Below are 18,112 nucleotides of genomic sequence, written 5' to 3' on the forward strand. Positions count from 1 at the left end.
CCCGTCAAATCCTGCGGGCGGTTTTTTTGGCGGTTTACGCCGCGTGCGGCAAAGCCTTCGGCGTTTCTGCCGGCATGCGCGAGCCGGCGAGGCGGCTGAGCGCCAGCACCGGCACCAGACGCTCGCCCATCGTGGCGATGCCGTCGAGCAGGCCCGAAGCCCAGGTTTCGGCCTCATCGGCGCGACTGAGATGCTGGGGATCGATCTCGATGATGTCCGACACGCTGTCGACCACCAGGCCGAGCGGCTTGCCGTCCAGCACCGCGACGACGATCACGTCCTGGGGGCGCGGCGGATTGGCCGGCTTGCCCAGGATCGGACGGGCGTCGAAGACCGGCAGCACGCTGCCGCGCAGGTTGATCACGCCCAGACAGGCGGGATCGGTATCAGGCAGCGGCGACACCGGCGACCAGCCGCGGATCTCCTGGATCTGGAGTAGCGGCAAAGCGTAGGTCTGGTCACCGACATTGATGAGCAGGGCGTCGAGACGATCGGTATTGCTATCCATGTGCGGTCTCTCCTTTACTCGGCGGCCAGCGCCAGATTTTGCCCGGCGGTGCCCTTGATGCGGAAGAAGCTGACCAGCTGCGCGAGCTGGCTCGCCTGCTGCGACAGCGACTGGGCCGAAGCCGAGGTTTCCTCGACCAGGGCGCCGTTGCGCTGGGTCATCTCGTCCATGGTGCCGACGGCGGTATTGACCTGCTCCAGACCCGTGGCCTGCTCGCGGCTGGCAGCCGCGATCTCGGCGACGATGTCCGACACCTTCTTCACCGCGCCGACGATCTCGGTCAGGCTTTCACCGGCCTGGCCGACCAGCTTGCTGCCGTCGCGAACCTGGGCGTTCGATTCAGAGATCAGCGCCTTGATCTCCTTCGAGGCATCGGCCGAGCGGCCGGCGAGCGCGCGCACTTCCTGTGCCACGACCGCAAAGCCCTTGCCGGCTTCACCCGCACGCGCGGCTTCGACCGAAGCATTGAGCGCCAGCAGGTTGGTCTGGAAGGCGATCTCGTCGATCAGGGCGATGATGTCGCTGATCTTGCCGGCCGAGGCTTCGATGCCGGTCATCGACTGCACGACGCTGCCCATCACGTTGCCCCCCTTGTCGGCGGCCTCGCGTGCCACGGAGGCGAGCTGGTTGGCTGCCGCCGCATTGTCGGCATTCTGCTTCACGGTAGCGGTGATCTCGTGCATCGAGGCGGCGGTCTCCTCGATCGAGGCTGCCTGACTTTCCGTCCGGCTGGCCAGGTCGAGGCTGCCGGTGGAGATTTCCGCAGCGGCTTCCTTTACGGCGGCGGCGCTATGGTTCAGCTCGCCGGCGATCTCGCGCAGCTTGCCGGCCATCTCGTTGACACCGGTCTTCAGCTTGCCGAAGACGCCATGATAGTTGCCGCGGATGTCATTGGTCAGGTCGCCCTGGGCCATGCCGGCGGTAACGGTGGCGATTTCGCTGGTGACCTGCTGCAGCATGCCGGTCAGGCCGTTCAGGCGCTGGCTGATGGTGAGCAGGAAGCCTTCCTTGTCGGTTTCATTGAGCCTTGTATCCAGGTCGCCGGCGGCGGCCTTGTCACAGAGCAGCGAGATTTCCTCGATCGCCTTGCGCTCGCGGGTCTCGCGGGCGGCGCGCTGCTCTTCCGTTGTGCTGCGCTGGGCGGCGATATCGGCCTCGGCCTTCTCGCGGGCGATCATGCTGTCCTTGAACACCTGCACGGCCTTGGCCATGGCGCCGATCTCGTCCTTGCGCAGGGCGCCTTCGACATCGACCTTGGTGTTGCCGGTGGCCAGCGTGGCCATGGTGTCGGTCATGCGGCGGATCGGGCGGGTGATGGTGCCGATGGCGACGAAGCCGGCGATCAGCAGCGAGCCGATGATGGAGCCGGCGACGGTGACGATCAGCAGCCAGCGCTGGTCGGCGTAAAGCGCGCTGACCTCGTCGTTCATCTTGTCGACAGCCTTTTCATTATTGGTGACGGCGGACTGGATGCGCTCGACCACGGCATCGCGCAGCTTGATGTTGTCGGGGGTCTGGCCGAAAGCCTGGGCCGCGGCTGAGCCTTCCTTGCTGGCGACCTCGATGATGCGGCGGCGCAGGGCAATGAAACTGTCAACCTGGCTGCGCATCTCGGCAAAGGCGGCCTTGCGATCGGTGGGGACCATGCTTTCCCATTTATTCATGCCGGCGACGATCTTGTCGATATTCTGCACCGCGTTGGCGCTGTAGCGCTTCAGCTCGTCCGCATCGCGGGCGGAGTAGACCGAGCGGGTATCGGCGAGCGTCGACTGGATCAGGGAGTCGATCCGCAGACCCTGCAGGGCGCGGGCCGAGGTATTGGCCATCTGGTCGGTCACCTTGTCCGACACATCGACGATGTAGCGCGCCATGATGCCGACGCCCAGCGTGGCGCCGGACAGCAGGATCAAGACGAAGAAGATGCGGGTCAGAATCTTGGTATTGGTCAGCAGGCGGGTCATGGCGGCCTCGATGGGCTTGAAGGGGTGTGATCCCGCTTCCGGCGGGACCTGACCCATCCGGCATACGCCTGCCTTTCAAACCTGTCCGATTACTTTCCAATAATGGAAACGGTTGATAATGGCGGCCTTACGGGAAAATTAGGGCGTTTCCCGGTCTGGCGCCCCAATCATCCCGTCTTGCGTGTAGCGACCTAAAACAGCCCAACCTGCTCTGGTTTATGCCTCGGTTATTTTCCATCAGGCCACGCGCACCAGCCGCGGTGCATGACCGCCGACACGGAAGAAGCTGACGAGCTGGGCAAGCTGGGTGGCCTGCTGCGACAGCGATTGGGCGGCGGCCGAGGTCTCTTCGACCAGGGCGCCGTTGCGCTGGGTCATCTCATCCATGGTGCCGACAGCGGTGTTGACCTGCTCGAGGCCCGTGGCCTGTTCGCGCGAGGCCGCCGCGATCTCGGCGACGATGTCGGAGACCTTCTTCACCGCGCCGACGATCTCAGTCAGGCTTTCGCCGGCCTGGCTGACCAGCTTGCCCCCATCGCGGACCTGGGCATTCGATTCCGTGATCAGCGCCTTGATCTCCTTCGAGGCATTGGCCGAGCGGCCGGCCAGCGCGCGCACTTCCTGTGCGACCACGGCGAAACCCTTACCGGCCTCGCCGGCGCGGGCGGCTTCAACGCTTGCGTTGAGCGCCAGCAGATTGGTCTGGAAGGCGATCTCGTCGATCAGGGCAATGATGTCGCCGATCTTGGCTGCCGAATTCTCAATGCCGGTCATGGATTTCACCACATCCTGCATGACGGCGCCACCCTTGTCGGCCGCGCCGCGCGCCACTTCCGACATCTGGTTGGCGGCCTGGGCATTGTCGGCATTCTGCTTCACGGTGGCGGTGATTTCATGCATCGAGGCGGCGGTCTCCTCGATCGAGGCGGCCTGGCTTTCGGTGCGGCTGGCCAGGTCGAGGCTGCCGGTGGAAATCTCGGCGGCGGCTTCTTTCACCGCGGCGGCACTGCGATTGAGCTCGCCGGCGATCTCGCGCAGCTTGCCGGCCATGTCGTTCACGCCGGTCTTCAGTCTGCCGAACACGCCCTGATAGTCGCCGCGGATGTCATTGGTCAGGTCGCCCTGGGCCATGCCGGCGGTGACGGTGGCGATCTCGCCGGTCACCTGCTGCAGCATGCCGGTCAGGCCGTTCAGGCGCTGGCTGATGGTGAGCAGGAATCCCTCCTTGTCGCCTTCGTTCAGGCGGGCATCCAGATCACCGGCCGAAGCCTTGTCGCAAAGTGTGGAGATTTCCTCGATCGCCCGGCGTTCGCGGGTTTCACGGGCATTGCGCTGCTCCTCGGTGACGCGGCGCTGTTCGGCGATATCGGTCTCGGCCTTTTCGCGGGCGATCATGCTGTCCTTGAACACCTGCACGGTCTTGGCCATGACGCCGATCTCGTCCTTGCGGGTCGCGCCATAGACATCGGTGCCGGTATTGCCGTCGGCCAGGGTCTTCATGCCCCCGGCCAGCCGGTTGATGGGACGGGTGATGGTCAGCAGTGAAATGCCGAAGCCCAGCAGCAGCGAGCCGATGATGATCATGGCCGAAAGACCGATCAGCAGCCGTTCCTCGGAAACGATAAAAGCATCGAGCTGCGTGGAAATCTGCGTGATGCCCTGGTCGTTGCGAGCGATGGCATCGTCCAGCTCCTTGTCCAAGGTGTCGCGCAGGGTGGTGTATTGCGGCTGGTTGCCGAATCTGCGTGCGGCCGCACCGCCATCGGTCAGGGCGATGCGAGCGATCTCGCGGCGATATTTTGCAAACTCCTGCATCTGCTGCTTGCGCGCCTGGAAGGCGGCGCGCCGGTCGGCCGGCTGTGCGGCCTCATAGGGGACAAGGGTATCTTCGAATTCCTGGATCGCCTTGTTCAGGCGCTCCGCCAGGCCGCGGATTTCGGCCGGATCGGTGCTGCTGTAGATGGCGCGGGCTTCGGCCGCGGTATCGCTCATGGCGCGGCTGGCCTTCAGCGCGTACAGCGCGCGGTTAGCCATGCTCTGCATGTCGTCGACGCTGCTGTCATAGGTACGGAGGCCGTTGAGGCCGATCAGCGTTACGCCGACCAGGCCGCAGGCGAACAGCACCAGGATGGACAGGATGCGGGTGCCGATTTTCAGGTTGTTGAAGAACTGCATGGAAAATCCCTCCAGCATGATCCGTGATGGACCGTTGTGCGTGGAGGGATAGTCGCGAAAAGGAATTTTACGCGAAAGCTATTTTACTTAATTCGAACACGATCCTTACAAAACTTAAGGGCCGTCATGTCTTTCAATGCCATCAGCGAAGCTTGAGCATATGATGATACTCGCCTGGCGCGGCTCGATCGCTGTGCTGCTCAGTATGCGGCGTTATCGTAGCGTATCTTTTTAATACGCCTCGGGTAGGTGATCGCTCTGGATATGATCGCTGAACTTGGTGAAGGCGCTTTCGAAATGCAGCACCACGCGGCCGATAGGGCCGTGACGTTGCTTGCCGATGATCACCTCGGCCAGGTTGGCGATGCGGCCCATGCGGTCCTGCCACTCTATATGCTCGGGCGTGCCCTCGGTGGGCTGCTTGCGCATCTCGTAATATTCCTCGCGATACACGAACATCACGACGTCGGCGTCCTGCTCGATGGCGCCTGATTCACGCAAGTCCGAAAGCTGCGGGCGCTTGTCGTCGCGGCTTTCCACGGCGCGGGAGAGCTGGGACAGCGCGATGACGGGGACGTTCAGGTCCTTGGCCAGCGCCTTCAGCGCCTGGGTCACTTCCGAGATTTCCTGCACGCGATTGTCGTTGCGGCGCGAGTTGCTGCCGCGCACCAGCTGCAGGTAGTCGACGATGATCATGCCGATATTGTTGGTGCGCTTGAGGCGGCGGGCGCGGCTGCGCAGCAGCGAGATCGAGATCGCGCCGGTATCGTCCACGAAGAACGGCAACTGCGCCAGGTCCTTGGACGCCGGCACGATCTTGCGGGTGAATTCATCGTCAGTGATTTCGCCGCGGCGCAGCTTCTCGGACGGAATTTCGGTTTCTTCCGCCAGGATACGGGTGGCCAACTGGTCGGACGACATTTCGAGGCTGAAGAAGGCCACCGGGATGCCGGCCTTGGCCGCGTTGAAAGCCATGTTGGTGGCCAGCGAGGTTTTACCCATCGACGGACGGCCGGCAAGGATGACCAGATCGGACGGATGCATGCCGCCCAGCATCTTGTCCATGTCGCGCAGGCCGGTGGTGACGCCCGACAGGCCGCCCTTCTTCCAGGCGGCGTCGATATTCTTGATCGATTCCCCGATGGATTCCTTGAACGAGACGAAACCGCCTTCCGAGCTGCCTTCATCGGCCAGCTTGAACAGGCGCTGTTCGGTTTCCTCGATCTGGTGGGTCGCGGCCTCGTCGACCTGGGGGTCGTAGGCGCGGTTCACCATTTCCTCGCCGATGGTGATCAGCTGGCGGCGCAGCGCCAGGTCGTGGATCACCTTGGCGTAATCCTCGGCATTGATGACGGTGGTGGCGGCGGCGGCCAGGCGGGCCAGATAGGCGGTGCCGCCGGTCTTGGCCAGCACTTCGTCACGCTCGAAATAGGCCTTCAGCGTAACCGGATTGGCGATCTCGCCGCGCTCGATCAGCGTCAGCGTCGATTCATAAATCTTGCGATGGGCTTCGTGGAAGAAATGGTCCGGGGCCAGGAAACCCGACACCTTCATGGCAGCTTCGTTGTTGACCAGGATCGCGCCCAGCAGTTCCTGTTCGGCATCCAGGTTGTGCGGTTGGGTCCGGAAGGCCGGTGTGGTGCCGGCAGGGTCGCTGCCAGCCGCCGGGGCGGAGAAGGGGGTAACGACTGCCATACCGGAATTCTTCCCAAACCTGAGTTCTGCCGTTCAGTTCATCGACCGCATTCTGTCCTTCCTGGGATATTTCCCGAGGAGAAGACTGTGACGGTTCTGCGTCGCCATGCTGGCGAGGGGCGCATTAACGGCGAATGGCCTGTGCAGTTCTAGTTCGAAATGAGATTGACAGCTGATTATCCACCTCATTTTAGCTGTGGGTAACCGATCTTCCTAAGTCGATATTTCGACACACAATTCTTGGCGCAAAACCAAGTAATCCACAGGCGTAGTTCTTTTGAGCAAAACAAAACGGCCCGGCAGTTTCCTGCCGGGCCGATTCGTTTTTACGCAGATAATCGTGACGCTGATCAGACGTTCGGGATCAGGCGTTCTGGGCTTCCGCCTCAGCTTCGCCTTCGGCCTCTTCGTCTTCGATCGAGACGCCTTCGTCGAGCAGGTTCTCGACGCTGACCTGCTTCTCGGCTTCAGCCTCGGAGCGGGCAACGTTGACCTTCACGTCGACGGTGACTTCCGGATGCAGGACGACGGTGACGCTGGTGACGCCCACGGTCTTGATCGGGGTGGTCAGGTTGACCTGGTTGCGACCCAGCGTGAAGCCGGCGGCGGTGACGGCGTCCGCGATGTCGCGGGCGCTGACCGAGCCGAACAGCTGGCCGCTGTCGCCAGCCTGGCGCAGCAGGGCAACGCTGAGACCGACCATCTTGGCGGCGACCTTCTCGGCCTCGCCCTTCTTGGCCAGGTTCTGCGCTTCCAGCTGGGCGCGCTGCTTCTCAAAGACCGCCTTGTTGGCGGTGGTGGCACGCATGGCCTTCTTGCGAGGGAGCAGGAAGTTACGGGCGTACCCGTCCTTCACACGCACCACTTCGCCCATCTGGCCGAGCTTTTCGACGCGTTCGAGCAGAATGACTTCCATTAGTTTTTCTCCTGGCTGGCTCCGGCCCCGGCGAGACGCCGGCGGAAACCCGCCCATTGTTCGATGAAACCCAGGATAACGACCAGTACACCGACCAGCGCGCTAACCAACACCAAAGCCGCATAGAAGACGGCCAGAACCAGACCCGGCAAAGCGACTTTCGCCGCCAGCCCATGCACCACCGCCAGCCCCTGCAGGAAGAAGGGGAAGGCGAGAACCGTCGCCGCCGTGGCGCCGACGAAAGACAGATCGCCGGGCAATACCAGGCCGGCGAGCACCGCAACACCGAAGGCCACCGCAAGAACGCGCGGCAGGACAAGCGCCGTATACTGCGGCGTGGGCCGGCGATTTTGCCGAACCATCATCGCCAGCGCCTGGGCCAGGGTGCCGTTGACCGTCATCATGGTGAGCCAGCCCAGACCCAGAGCCGAGGGCAGCACGTGAGCAAGGCTCGCGGCGGCTTTCTCGTAGTCGATAGCCATCTTGCTATCGCGCTGCAGGTCCATCAGGCGCAGCACCTGGTCGACCTTGGGCTGGAGCAGACCGGGGAGACCGCCTTCGCGGTCCACGGTCAGCAGCAGCGCCACGCCGAACAGGGCAAGCACCCAGAGGGTGAGGCAGACAACCAGTCGACCGGCCGGATACCATTCCAGCCCGTCTTTGACCTCGGCACCCGTCGTGGCTTCCTCAGCCGGACGGGCCAGCAGCGCCTGACGCGTCAGCAGCACGGCCGGAACCGCGAAGATGACGAGATAGGCGCCGGCGGCATACAGCCCGTTATACGCACTGACCAATGCGCCCAACGCGCCAGCGATACCGATGGCCGGCAGGCCATGGGTGAGGCCGGCGAAGAACAGCGGCAGCGGCACCAGATAGCTGAGCATCAGGCCGAACGGACCGCTTGCGGCGGTCAGTACCAGCACTGCGCTCGCTACGCCGGCGAGGCTTCCGATGATCATGCTGCGTGTCGTGGTCATGGTTGCAGGTCTTCCGGTTTCCTATGCGGAAACTGGCTGGGTCCTTACTTGATGACGAACGGCAGCAGAGCCAGGTTGCGCGCGCGCTTGATGGCCTGGGCCAGTTCGCGCTGCTTCTTGGCAGAGACTGCGGTGATGCGCGACGGCACGATCTTGCCGCGCTCGGAAATGAAGCGCGAGAGCAGCTTCACGTCCTTGTAGTCGATCTTCGGCGCATTCGCGCCCGAGAACGGGCAGGTCTTGCGACGGCGGAAGAACGGACGGCGGGCAGGGCCGCCACGGCCACCGGCGGCGGGCTTGCCGCCACGCTCAGAAGAGGTACCAGTGCTCGACATTAGGCGTTCTCCCCAGCAGGAGCGGCCGGAGCCGACTCTTCACGTTCAAAACGCGGACGACGCTCGCCGCGGTCACCACGGTCGCCGCGATCGCGGTCACCGCCGAAGCCACGACCACCGCCGAAGCCACGATCGCCGAAGCCACGCTCCGGACGGTCGCCGCGCTCGCCGCGATCCTTGTTCTGGAGAACGGCCGACGGGCCTTCTTCCAGCTTTTCGACGCGCACCGTGAGGTAGCGCAGCAGATCTTCGTGGATGCGCATGTTGCGCTCCAGTTCGGCAATCGCCGCACCGGTCGCAGAGATGTTCAGAAGGACGTAGTGGCCCTTCTTATTCTTCTTGATGCGATAGGAGAGATTGCGAACGCCCCACTGCTCGGTCTTGGTGACCTCGCCGCCCTGGGCCTTGATGATGTCAGTGAATTGCGCGGCCATCGTCTCGACCTGGGTGGTCGAGAGATCCTGACGCGCGATGAAAACGTTCTCGTAGAACGCCATCGGCAGCTCTCCTTCTGGGTTGCGACCCGGCGGCGACACACAACGTGTCGACGGATCGGGTCTTAGCCGGACCCGGTATGAGTCCAGCAAGGAGCTATGTAGAGGGCGCGGACTATAGCGATTTTCCACAGGGTGGCAATATGGTTTGCCCCCTTGAAAACCAAATCATATTCCCTATATGTTCTCTTTTGAGTGTTTTGGCGGATTTCCGGGATTTATAGCCTGGGCCAGGCCCGAAGCAGGACCCCGGACGAACCGGAACGAACGAAAACGAAGCCAAACGAACTGAAACGAACCAAAACGAACGCAAACGAAGCCAAACGAACCGGAACGAAGCCAAAGGAACGAAAACGAAGCGGATCGGCCTGGCCGTTGGTGAACCTTGATCTCCCGGCTGCATTCCGGCACTCACCACCCCATGACCATCACCGGATATCTGGCCGCCGAGGGCTTCGAGGCGCAGCTGCGCGAGGAGCTGGCCGGCCGGATCACGGCTGAACATGACCGGCTGTTCCTTGCCAGCGGGGAGGCCGGCCCCGCAGCCTGGGCCGCCAATATCTGGCATGACGTGCAGGATGTGGCGATCCAGTCCATCGGCGATGCGGCCGGGCAGCTGAAGGCGATCCAGCGCAACTGGGCCGCTTACGCGCCGCTGCATTCGGGTCGCGTGAAACTGATTGTCGAGAAGCTGCCGCATGTCTCGGCCAAGCCGCTGGTCTTTGGCCAGCCCCTGCATGCGGCCCCGCTGGGATCGTTCACCCTGCTGGCGCCTGATCGCATGCTGTTCGCGGCACAGTGTTCCAGCGCGCGGCCCAATGGCGTGTTCGATTTCATCGAGGATCGCGAAGGGCCGCCCAGCCGCGCCTATCTGAAACTCTGGGAAGGGCTGACGCGCCACGCCGCGCTGTTCGGCGGCGGCCTGCCGAAACAGGGTGATATCTGTCTCGATCTCGGCTCCTCGCCTGGCGGCTGGACCTGGGTGCTGGGGTCGCTCGAGGCAACGGTCACCGCCATCGACAAGGCGCCGCTCGCGCCCAATGTTGCCGCGATGAAGACGGTGCGCTGGGAACAGGGCAGCGCCTTTGCGCTGGAGCCGTCAAAGTTCGAGCGCGTCGACTGGCTCTGTTCAGACGTGATCTGCTATCCGGCACGGCTGCTGAAGCTGGCCGAGCGCTGGCTGGCAACAGGTCAGGTGAAGAATGCGGTCTGCACGCTGAAATTCCAGGGTGAGACCGATCACGACACGGCGCGCGCCTTCGCCGCGATTCCGGGCAGCCATGTGCTGCACCTGCATCACAACAAGCACGAGCTGACCTGGCTGTGGCGCCGGCCCGATTAGACTTATGAGTTCGGCTTCTGGCTGATCACGCCATACCAGCCCAGGCCATCGTAGGTTTCGTAGCCGATGGTGCGGGCAAAGGCGATCAGCGTGCCGTCGGGCTGGTAGTAATAGCCGCGCTGTTTGTCACCGGTTTCCAGCGCGAAGGGCTGGTACAGGTTCTGGTTGTCGCTTGATGCGATGATGCGGCGCTTGTTGTCCAGCAACAGAACGCGCGTGCGCTGCCACTCCTCGGGCGAGAGGCTGGGCTCGTCCCTGACGATGCTCTTGCCCTGCTTGTCCCAGTCGAAGATCACGCCCAGCACGCCCAGCGGCGTGCCGTGGATCTGGCCGCCGCTGCGCACGGCGCCGGCATAGATGGCGACGGCCTTGTTGTCATGGCTGCCGCTCTGGCTGATGTCGTCGACCACGTAATCGTCGCCGCTGGTCGACTGCATGGCGCCCTGGAACCAGCGGGTCTGGGCGACCGAGGCATTGGCGGCGCGCGGAAACTGCTTGGGGTTTGAGCTGGCGACGATCTGGCCTTTCTCGTTGGCCAGCACCAGATTGAGATAGACGGTGTAGAAACGGTTGATCATGCCCAGCCGCTCGCTGGCGCGGGCGAACAGTTCGTCCGAGGGTTCAGCGAGGGCCTGCCAGACGGAGTCGTCCGTCGCCCACCAGCGGCAGTCGCAGGTGCGCTCATACAGGTTGCGCACGATAAGCTGCACCATGGTCTGCGCCATGTCGCTGAGACGCGGACCCTCCAGGTCCTTGACGATCTGGTCGACGATTTCCTCGGCGGCACGTTTGGAATCCGCCACGCGCTTCAGCACCACCTCGCGGAAGCGCTTGGAATTGTCTGACGCCTGGTTGGCCAGCGCCTTCACCTCCTGGGCCACCACTGCGAAGCTGCGGCCCACTTCGCCGGCGCGCGCCGCCTCGATGGATGCGTTCAGCGACAGCAGTGTGGTCTGGAAGGCGATGCTTTCGTTCTTGGAGCCGAATTCCTGAACGTCGCGCTCGATGCCATCAATAAGTTGATGCACCTGCAGATGGTGAGTCTGTGCAGTCATGGTTTTTATGAACTCAGGGTGGTGGCGAGACCCCGTCAGCATTGCAGGATGCGTGCCGGCATCACAAACTGGTTATCGGGGGAATGCGATATCCTCCTTAAGGATAGCTGCGGAGCGGCAGAGGTCCCCCGAAGGTGACAATTGTTTCTAGAATGGAATGGTCCCGACCTTGGTTCAGCGCTGATTTTTGCGATGGTGGTGCAATATTAAGCAGCCTGCACAGCATCACTGTACATTCCCTGGGCATCTTATAAGGGCTCTGCCGTTACCCTATGTGGCTACAGGCAGACAGAAAGGATTTCCGCCATGCCGACGCGCCAGGAACGTGATGCCTTCGGAACCGTCGAGGTTCCCGCCGACCGTTACTGGGGGGCGCAGACCCAGCGCGCGCTGACCCTGTTCCAGATCGGCCGCGAGAAGCTGCCGCCGGCGCTGACGCGGGCGATTGGCCTGCAGAAGTTGGCTGCCGCGCGCGCCAACGCCGGGCTGGATGAATTGCCGAAAGATCTGGTCGAGGCGATCCAGCAGGCGGCGCGGGAAGTCTGGGAGGGCAAGTTCGACGACCATTTCCCGCTGCCGGTCTGGCAGATCGGTTCAGGCACGGCGACCAACATGAACGCCAACGAGGTGATCGCCAACCGCGCCAACGAACTGCTGGGCCAGCCGCTGGGCACCAAGAAGCCGGTGCATCCCAACGACCACGTCAATCGCGGCCAGTCCTCGAATGACAGCTTCCCCACCGTGATGCATATCGTCACCGTGCTGGAGCTGAAGGCGCGCTTGATCCCGGCGCTGCAGAGCCTGCAGAAGGAACTGGCGGCGAAGGCGGACAAGTGGAGCGACGTGATCAAGATCGCGCGCACGCATCTGCAGGATGCGACGCCGATGACGCTGGGCCAGGAATTCGGCGCGATGGCGCGCCAGGTGGAGCTGGGCGTCGATCGTATCGAGGATGCGCTGAAGCGGCTCTATCCGGTGGCGCAGGGCGGCACGGCAGTGGGCACCGGCCTGAACGCCAAGATCGGGTTTGATGTCGCCTTCGCAAAGGAACTGGCGGAACTGACCAGGCTGCCCTTCGTCACCAACCCGAACAAGTTCGAAGGCATGGGCGGCCATGACGCGCTGGTGGAAGCCAGCGGCATGCTGAACACCATTGCCGTGTCACTGGCCAAGATCGCCAACGACATCCGTTTCCTCGGCGCCGGCCCGCGCGCCGGTCTGGCCGAGCTGGTACTGCCGCATGACGGGCTGACCTCGTCGATCATGCCGGGCAAGCGCAATCCGACCCTGGCCGAGGCGCTGCTGCAGGTCTGCTATCAGGTGATGGGCAATCATGTCACCGTGACGCATGCCGCGGCTGCCGGTCATTTCGAGCTCAACGTCGCCAAGCCGGTGATCATCTTCAACATCCTGACCAGCATCGACCTGCTTGCCGATGCGGCGCAGGTCTTCGGCCGCGACCTGGTGGCCGGCATCGAGCCCAATGAGGCGACGCTGAAGCGCAATGTCGAGCATTCGATCATGCTGGCCACCGCGCTGAACCCGCATCTGGGCTATGACAAGGTGGCGCAGATCGTCAACAAGGCCTTTGCCGAGGGCATCAGTCCCAAGCAGGCTGCCGTGGCGCTGGGTTACCTGAGCGAGGCTGAGTACGACCGGCTGGCCGACCCGCGCGCCATGCTGGGGCCGCGCCCTTAGGCCAGCATGACCTCTGGTTCACTCTGCATCACATCCTGCACGGCGGCCTGCTGGACGATCACGCCATACCAGCCCAGACCGTCATAGGTCTCGTAGCCGATGGTGCGCGCAAACGCCACCAGGTCGCCATTCGGCAGGTAGTAGAAGCCGCGCGGCTTGTTCTGATGGCGCAGGTCGAAATGCTGATACAGGCCAAAGTCATCTGACACCGCGATGGCGCGCAGCTTTGAATCGAGCAGCATGCAGCGCGAGCGCTGCCATTCCTCGCGGCTCAGCGAAGGTTCGTCGGCGACGATGCTCTTGCCCTGCTTGTCCCAGTCGAAAATGACGCCCAGTACGCCGATCGGCTTGCCATTGATCTGGCCGTTCTCACGAACTGCGGCGGAATAGGTCGCCACAGCTTTGTTGTCGTGACCATCGTCCTGGCTGACGTCGTCGACGATATAGTCGTCGCCGCTTTTGCTCCGCATCGCATCCTGAAACCAGCGGGTGCGATCGGCCATGCTGCCAACCACACGCGGGAACTGCCTGGGGTTGGAAGCGGCGATGATCTTGCCGCTAGCATCGGCGAGGACGAGATTGAGATAAACCGTGTAGAAGCGGTTGATGACACCGAGGCGTTCGCCGGCGCGAGCGATGGTCTCACGGGTGGGTTGCTGCAGTGCCTGCCACATGGCGTCGTCGGTGGCCCACCAGCGGCAATCACAGGTGCGCTCATACAGGTTGCGCACGATCAGCTGCACCAGTGTCTGCGCCATATCGGTCAGGCGGGGCCCTTCGGAATCCTTGATGATGGCCTCGGCGGCCTGCTTTGATTCAGAGATGCGCTTGAGCACCACATCGCGGAAGCGCCGCGAGTTGACGGTGGCCTGGTTGGCCAGTGATTTCACTTCCTGTGCGACCACTGCAAAACCCCGGCCGACTTCTCCGGCGCGAGCCGCTTCGATGGACGCATTCAGCGACAGCAGGGTTGTTTGAAAAGCGATGTTTTCGTTGCTGACCCCGAAGTCCTGGACTTCACGCTCCAGACTGTCGATCAGCTTATGGATTTGACGCGTCATAACCCGCAAGACCCCCCTTGGCCCGTTTTTATTGCAAGCGCCGTTGCCTGCGAGCGGGGGGATTGCCACGAATCATTGCGGGCCGCCACAGGTTTCTGTGGCAATGGTTTGGAATAAAACTACTTGTGAAAGTTGTCATAAATGCTTGCATGAAATGCAGGCAAATAAGTGCCCTGTCCGGTGCATATATACAATTTTCAACTCTATTTTTACGACAATACCGGTAAAATATCGCCCAGCAGGGTGAGGAAACAGTCATGTTGTCATACGGTTTAGCCGCCATCGCATTGGCAGGCGTGGGTACGGTCGGTTGGTTTTATGTCTATGACCGCTGGATACAGCGCGATCATGCCGTCCGTCGGAATTTTCCGATCTATGGTCGCTTCCGCTACATCATGGAGAATATGGGCGAGTATTTTCGCCAGTACTGGTTCACCGCCGATTGGGAAGAGCGTCCGTTCAACCGCCTGACCCGCGCCTGGGTTTATCGTTCCGCCAAAGGCGTGTCGAACTATGTCGCCTTCGGGTCCGAGGTCGACTCCCAGCAACCGGGCCATGTCTACTTCCTGCACTCGGCATTCCCGATCAACGACGATGAAGCCGAGACCTTCACCGGCAAGTGGATCGGCAAGGGTATCGTCGGCAATCCCTACAAGCCGAAAAGCTTCTTCAACATTTCAGGCATGTCCTACGGCGCATTGTCATCGGCCGCCGTGCAGGCGCTCTCGGAAGGCGCTGCGCTGGCGGGTATCTGGATGGATACGGGCGAGGGTGGCCTGTCGTCGCATCACCTGAAGGGCGGCTGTGACATCTCCTTCCAGATCGGTACGGCGAAATACGGCGTGCGCGATGCCGATGGCAATCTGGACGAGGCGCGCCTGCGCAAGATCGCCAGCCTCGATCAGGTGAAGATGTTCTGCATCAAGCTGAGCCAGGGCGCCAAGCCCGGGCGCGGCGGCATCCTACCGGGTTCGAAGGTGACTGATGAGATCGCCGGTATTCGCGGCATCCCGGCGGGCAAGGCTTCGATCTCACCCAGCCGCCATCACGATATCACCGATATCCCGACGCTGGTGGCGCTGATCAATCGCGTGCGCAAGATCACCGACAAGCCGGTGGGCATCAAGATGGCGGTCGGCAGCTACGACTTTATCGACGAGTTTTTCGATTACCTGCAGTCTCATGTCGACGAAGCACCCGATTTCATCCAGGTCGATGGCGCCGAAGGCGGCACCGGTGCCGCACCGGCGCCGTTGGCCGATTATGTCGGCCAGTCGATCACCCAAGCGCTGCCCTACGTGGCCCAGCGCCTGCGCGCCTATGAGCTGCGCAATCGCATCCGGCTCGTCGCGTCGGGCAAACTGCTGACGCCGGACAAGGTGGCCTGGGCGATCTGCATGGGCGCCGATTACGTGGTATCGGCGCGCGGCTTCATGTTCTCGCTAGGCTGCATCCAGGCGATGAAGTGCAACACCGGTCATTGCCCGACCGGCGTGACCTCGAACGAACCGCGGTTCATGCGCGGCCTCGATCCCGCCCGCAAGGCGGTGCGCGTCGCCAATTACGCCAAGGCGGTGCAGCACGATGTCGAAGCCATCGCCCATGCCTGCGGCTGCAAGTCGGTGCGCGACCTGAAGGCGCAGCATGTCCGTGTCAACGGCGGCGACGTCATCCTTTAGGCAGGGCGGCCGACGGATCGACCTTCAGGCCGATGCCGCTGAGCTTGCGGCTGCGCGCCTCGGTCAGCAGCCAGACCAGCAGGTCGGCGGCCTGCGCGGTCTTCATGCCCGTTGCATGGATATTGGAAATGCAGTTGCGTTCTGAATCGACGCGCCCCATGCGTGGCGCCCAGGTGAGATAGACGCCCAGGCTGTCGGCCACGGAAAGCCCCGGGCGTTCGCCGATCAGCACGGCGACGGCGGCGGCATTCAGGGTTTCACCGATCTCGTCGCCGATGGCCACGCGGCCCTGGTCAACCAGGGCGATGGGCGCGACGCGCCAGCCTGACAGTCTCTCAAGACAGCGCTGCAGCAGCGGCACGGCCTGCGCCGCCACGGCCCGGGCGGACAACCCATCGGCGATCACGAAAGCCACATCCCAGTCGGCCGATGCTGCCGTCAGCGTGTCGATGCAGGCCGGATCGAGACGTCGTCCGAGATCGGGGCGGCGCAGGTAGATGGCGCGATCGGCTGCCTGGCTGCGCAGCAGCATGGTCGGATGCGGTGCCAGTGCGTCGGCCAGTGCCGCGAAATCTACCGCCCCGTGCACGGCATCACGCGCGCGGCTATGGGCGGCCTGGAATTCCAGCAAAGGCCGGGTGGGCAGGGCATCGCCGCTGCGGCCAAGCCCGATGCGGGCCTGCGTGGTGCTGCGCCAGCGCGCCCAGATATCCCGCGTGACATCGTTCATGGTGCGATGCCGGCCAGGCGTTGCAGTGTGCCGCCATCGGGCGGCGGCAGGCGGCCATGATCGTCCAGCATGCCCATGCGGCCAAGCCAGGCCTCGAATTCCGGCGCCGGCCGCAGTTTCAGCAAATGGCGCAGACCGAGCACATCATGGAAGGACAGGCTCTGGTAGTTCAGCATCACATCGTCGGCGCCGGGCACCGCGATCAGGAAGTTGACGCCGGCGGTGCCCAGCAGAGTCATCAGGCTGTCCATGTCGTCCTGGTCGGCCTCGGCGTGATTGGTGTAGCAGACATCGACGCCCATCGGCAGGCCGAGCAGCTTGCCGCAGCAGTGATCCTCCAGTCCGGCACGGATGATCTGCTTGGCGTCGTAGAGATATTCCGGGCCGATGAAACCGACCACGGTGTTGACCAGCAGTGGTTTGAAGGCACGCGCCACGGCATAGGCGCGGACTTCCAATGTCTGCTGGTCCACGCCGTGGTGGGCATTGGCGGAGAGCGCGCTGCCCTGGCCGGTCTCAAAATACATCACGTTATTGCCAACCGTGCCGCGCTTGAGCGCCAGCGCCGCATCGCGCGCTTCGCGTAAGATGGCAAGGTCGACACCGAAGCCGCGATTGGCCGCCTCGGTGCCGGCAATCGACTGGAACACCAGATCGACCGGCGCGCCGCGCGCCATCATCTGCAGTGTGGTGGTGACATGGGCCAGCACGCAGCCTTGCATCGGGATATCGAAACGCTGGCGGATCGCGTCCAGCATCTCCAGCAGGCGGATGCCATCCGGCACGCTGTCGGTGGCGGGGTTGATGCCGATCACCGCATCGCCGATGCCGAACAGCAGACCATCCAGCATGGCGGCGGCAATGCCCTCGGCGTCATCGGTCGGATGGTTGGGCTGCAGCCGACTGCCCAGCCGGCCGGGCAGGCCCAGCGTGGTGCGGAAGCCGGTGATCACGCGGCACTTGGCGGCCACGGCGATCAGGTCCTGGTTGCGCATCAGCTTGGACACGGCGGCAACCATTTCCGGCGTCAGGCCGTTGCTGAGCCTTGCCAGTGTCGCGCCATCGGCCTGGTAGCCGAGCAGCCAGTCGCGGAATTCACCCACGGTCAGATGCGCAACAGGCGCAAAGGCGGCGGCATCGTGGCTGTCGACAATCAGCCGCGTGACTTCATCCTGTTCATAGGGAACCAGTGCATCCTCGAGAAAGGTCTTCAGCGGCAGGTCGGCAAGTGCCATTTTTGCGGCCACGCCCTGCTCGTCGCTGGTAGCCGCGATGCCGGCGAGCTGGTCGCCCGAACGCAGCGGTGAGGCGCAGGCCAGCAACGCCTTCAGGTCGGCGAAGACATGGCGTGTCCCGTTCAGGCTGGCGGCAAAGCGCGTCATGCAGACCCCGGATTGGTTCCGCTGGTTCGGCGAGAAGCATACCAAAGCTGTCCACCCGTTGCATGGGCAATCCGCCTGCGCGAAGCTGGGAAAAACAGGACGGG

The 18,112-nt window shown here is 63.2% G+C and carries 15 protein-coding genes; 3 read left to right on the forward strand and 12 right to left on the reverse strand.

Annotated elements, in window-relative coordinates; translation table 11 throughout:
* Window positions 1–34: 34 nt before the first annotated feature.
* From AC1RRE_RS09955 to rpsF, 8 genes are all read right to left on the reverse strand, one after another.
* Window positions 35–508: a chemotaxis protein CheW gene (locus AC1RRE_RS09955; RefSeq protein ID WP_492980972.1), complete on the reverse strand. Its 474-nt coding sequence runs from the start codon at window positions 506–508 to the stop codon at window positions 35–37.
* Between the two features lie 14 nt (window positions 509–522).
* On the reverse strand, window positions 523–2,526 hold the full coding sequence (locus AC1RRE_RS09960; RefSeq protein WP_492980973.1) for a methyl-accepting chemotaxis protein: 2,004 nt from the start codon (window positions 2,524–2,526) through the stop codon (window positions 523–525).
* A gap of 180 nt (window positions 2,527–2,706) precedes the next feature.
* Window positions 2,707–4,644, reverse strand: coding sequence for a methyl-accepting chemotaxis protein (locus tag AC1RRE_RS09965; RefSeq protein WP_492980974.1), 1,938 nt, complete (start codon window positions 4,642–4,644; stop codon window positions 2,707–2,709).
* Between the two features lie 231 nt (window positions 4,645–4,875).
* A complete protein-coding gene (locus AC1RRE_RS09970) occupies window positions 4,876–6,339 on the reverse strand; it encodes a replicative DNA helicase (RefSeq protein ID WP_492980975.1) in 1,464 nt (487 codons plus the stop codon).
* Window positions 6,340–6,703: 364 nt separating this feature from the next.
* Window positions 6,704–7,255: a 50S ribosomal protein L9 gene (gene rplI, locus AC1RRE_RS09975; RefSeq protein WP_492980976.1), complete on the reverse strand. Its 552-nt coding sequence runs from the start codon at window positions 7,253–7,255 to the stop codon at window positions 6,704–6,706.
* Complete coding sequence (locus AC1RRE_RS09980) at window positions 7,255–8,232, reverse strand: DUF2232 domain-containing protein (protein WP_492980977.1); 978 nt, start codon at window positions 8,230–8,232, stop codon at window positions 7,255–7,257. The genes rplI and AC1RRE_RS09980 overlap by 1 nt, the downstream gene beginning before the upstream one ends.
* 44 nt (window positions 8,233–8,276) lie before the next feature.
* Complete coding sequence (gene rpsR, locus AC1RRE_RS09985) at window positions 8,277–8,567, reverse strand: 30S ribosomal protein S18 (RefSeq protein ID WP_492970908.1); 291 nt, start codon at window positions 8,565–8,567, stop codon at window positions 8,277–8,279.
* Window positions 8,567–9,064, reverse strand: a complete 498-nt coding sequence (rpsF, locus tag AC1RRE_RS09990; protein ID WP_492980978.1) for a 30S ribosomal protein S6 — start codon at window positions 9,062–9,064, stop codon at window positions 8,567–8,569. Before rpsF ends, rpsR begins: the two co-directional genes overlap by 1 nt.
* Window positions 9,065–9,482: 418 nt before the next feature.
* Here rpsF and AC1RRE_RS09995 point away from each other — a divergent pair, with 418 nt between their 5' ends.
* Complete coding sequence (locus tag AC1RRE_RS09995; protein ID WP_492980979.1) at window positions 9,483–10,403, forward strand: SAM-dependent methyltransferase; 921 nt, start codon at window positions 9,483–9,485, stop codon at window positions 10,401–10,403.
* A 2-nt stretch (window positions 10,404–10,405) separates the two neighbouring features.
* Here the strand turns inward: AC1RRE_RS09995 and AC1RRE_RS10000 are convergent, their stop codons facing one another.
* The gene (locus AC1RRE_RS10000; RefSeq protein ID WP_492980980.1) at window positions 10,406–11,458 is read right to left on the reverse strand and encodes a methyl-accepting chemotaxis protein; all 1,053 of its coding nucleotides are present in this window, start codon (window positions 11,456–11,458) and stop codon (window positions 10,406–10,408) included.
* Window positions 11,459–11,764: 306 nt separating this feature from the next.
* Between AC1RRE_RS10000 and AC1RRE_RS10005 the strand changes: the two genes are divergently transcribed.
* A complete protein-coding gene (locus tag AC1RRE_RS10005) occupies window positions 11,765–13,156 on the forward strand; it encodes a class II fumarate hydratase (protein ID WP_492980981.1) in 1,392 nt (463 codons plus the stop codon).
* On the opposite strand, the gene AC1RRE_RS10010 is transcribed toward AC1RRE_RS10005, so the two are convergent.
* A complete protein-coding gene (locus AC1RRE_RS10010; protein ID WP_492980982.1) occupies window positions 13,153–14,217 on the reverse strand; it encodes a cache domain-containing protein in 1,065 nt (354 codons plus the stop codon). The two genes, AC1RRE_RS10005 and AC1RRE_RS10010, sit on opposite strands and share 4 nt — an antisense overlap.
* A gap of 257 nt (window positions 14,218–14,474) precedes the next feature.
* Between AC1RRE_RS10010 and AC1RRE_RS10015 the strand changes: the two genes are divergently transcribed.
* The gene (locus tag AC1RRE_RS10015; RefSeq protein ID WP_492980983.1) at window positions 14,475–15,896 is read left to right on the forward strand and encodes an FMN-binding glutamate synthase family protein; all 1,422 of its coding nucleotides are present in this window, start codon (window positions 14,475–14,477) and stop codon (window positions 15,894–15,896) included.
* Here AC1RRE_RS10015 and eutC read toward each other — a convergent pair.
* Together eutC and AC1RRE_RS10025 are read right to left on the reverse strand one after the other, a co-directional pair.
* Complete coding sequence (gene eutC, locus AC1RRE_RS10020; protein ID WP_492980984.1) at window positions 15,886–16,626, reverse strand: ethanolamine ammonia-lyase subunit EutC; 741 nt, start codon at window positions 16,624–16,626, stop codon at window positions 15,886–15,888. The two genes, AC1RRE_RS10015 and eutC, sit on opposite strands and share 11 nt — an antisense overlap.
* A complete protein-coding gene (locus AC1RRE_RS10025; RefSeq protein WP_492980985.1) occupies window positions 16,623–18,008 on the reverse strand; it encodes an ethanolamine ammonia-lyase subunit EutB in 1,386 nt (461 codons plus the stop codon). Before AC1RRE_RS10025 ends, eutC begins: the two co-directional genes overlap by 4 nt.
* Window positions 18,009–18,112 lie beyond the last annotated feature (104 nt).

This window comes from Ferrovibrio sp. GW821-FHT12D07, from assembly GCF_058807275.1.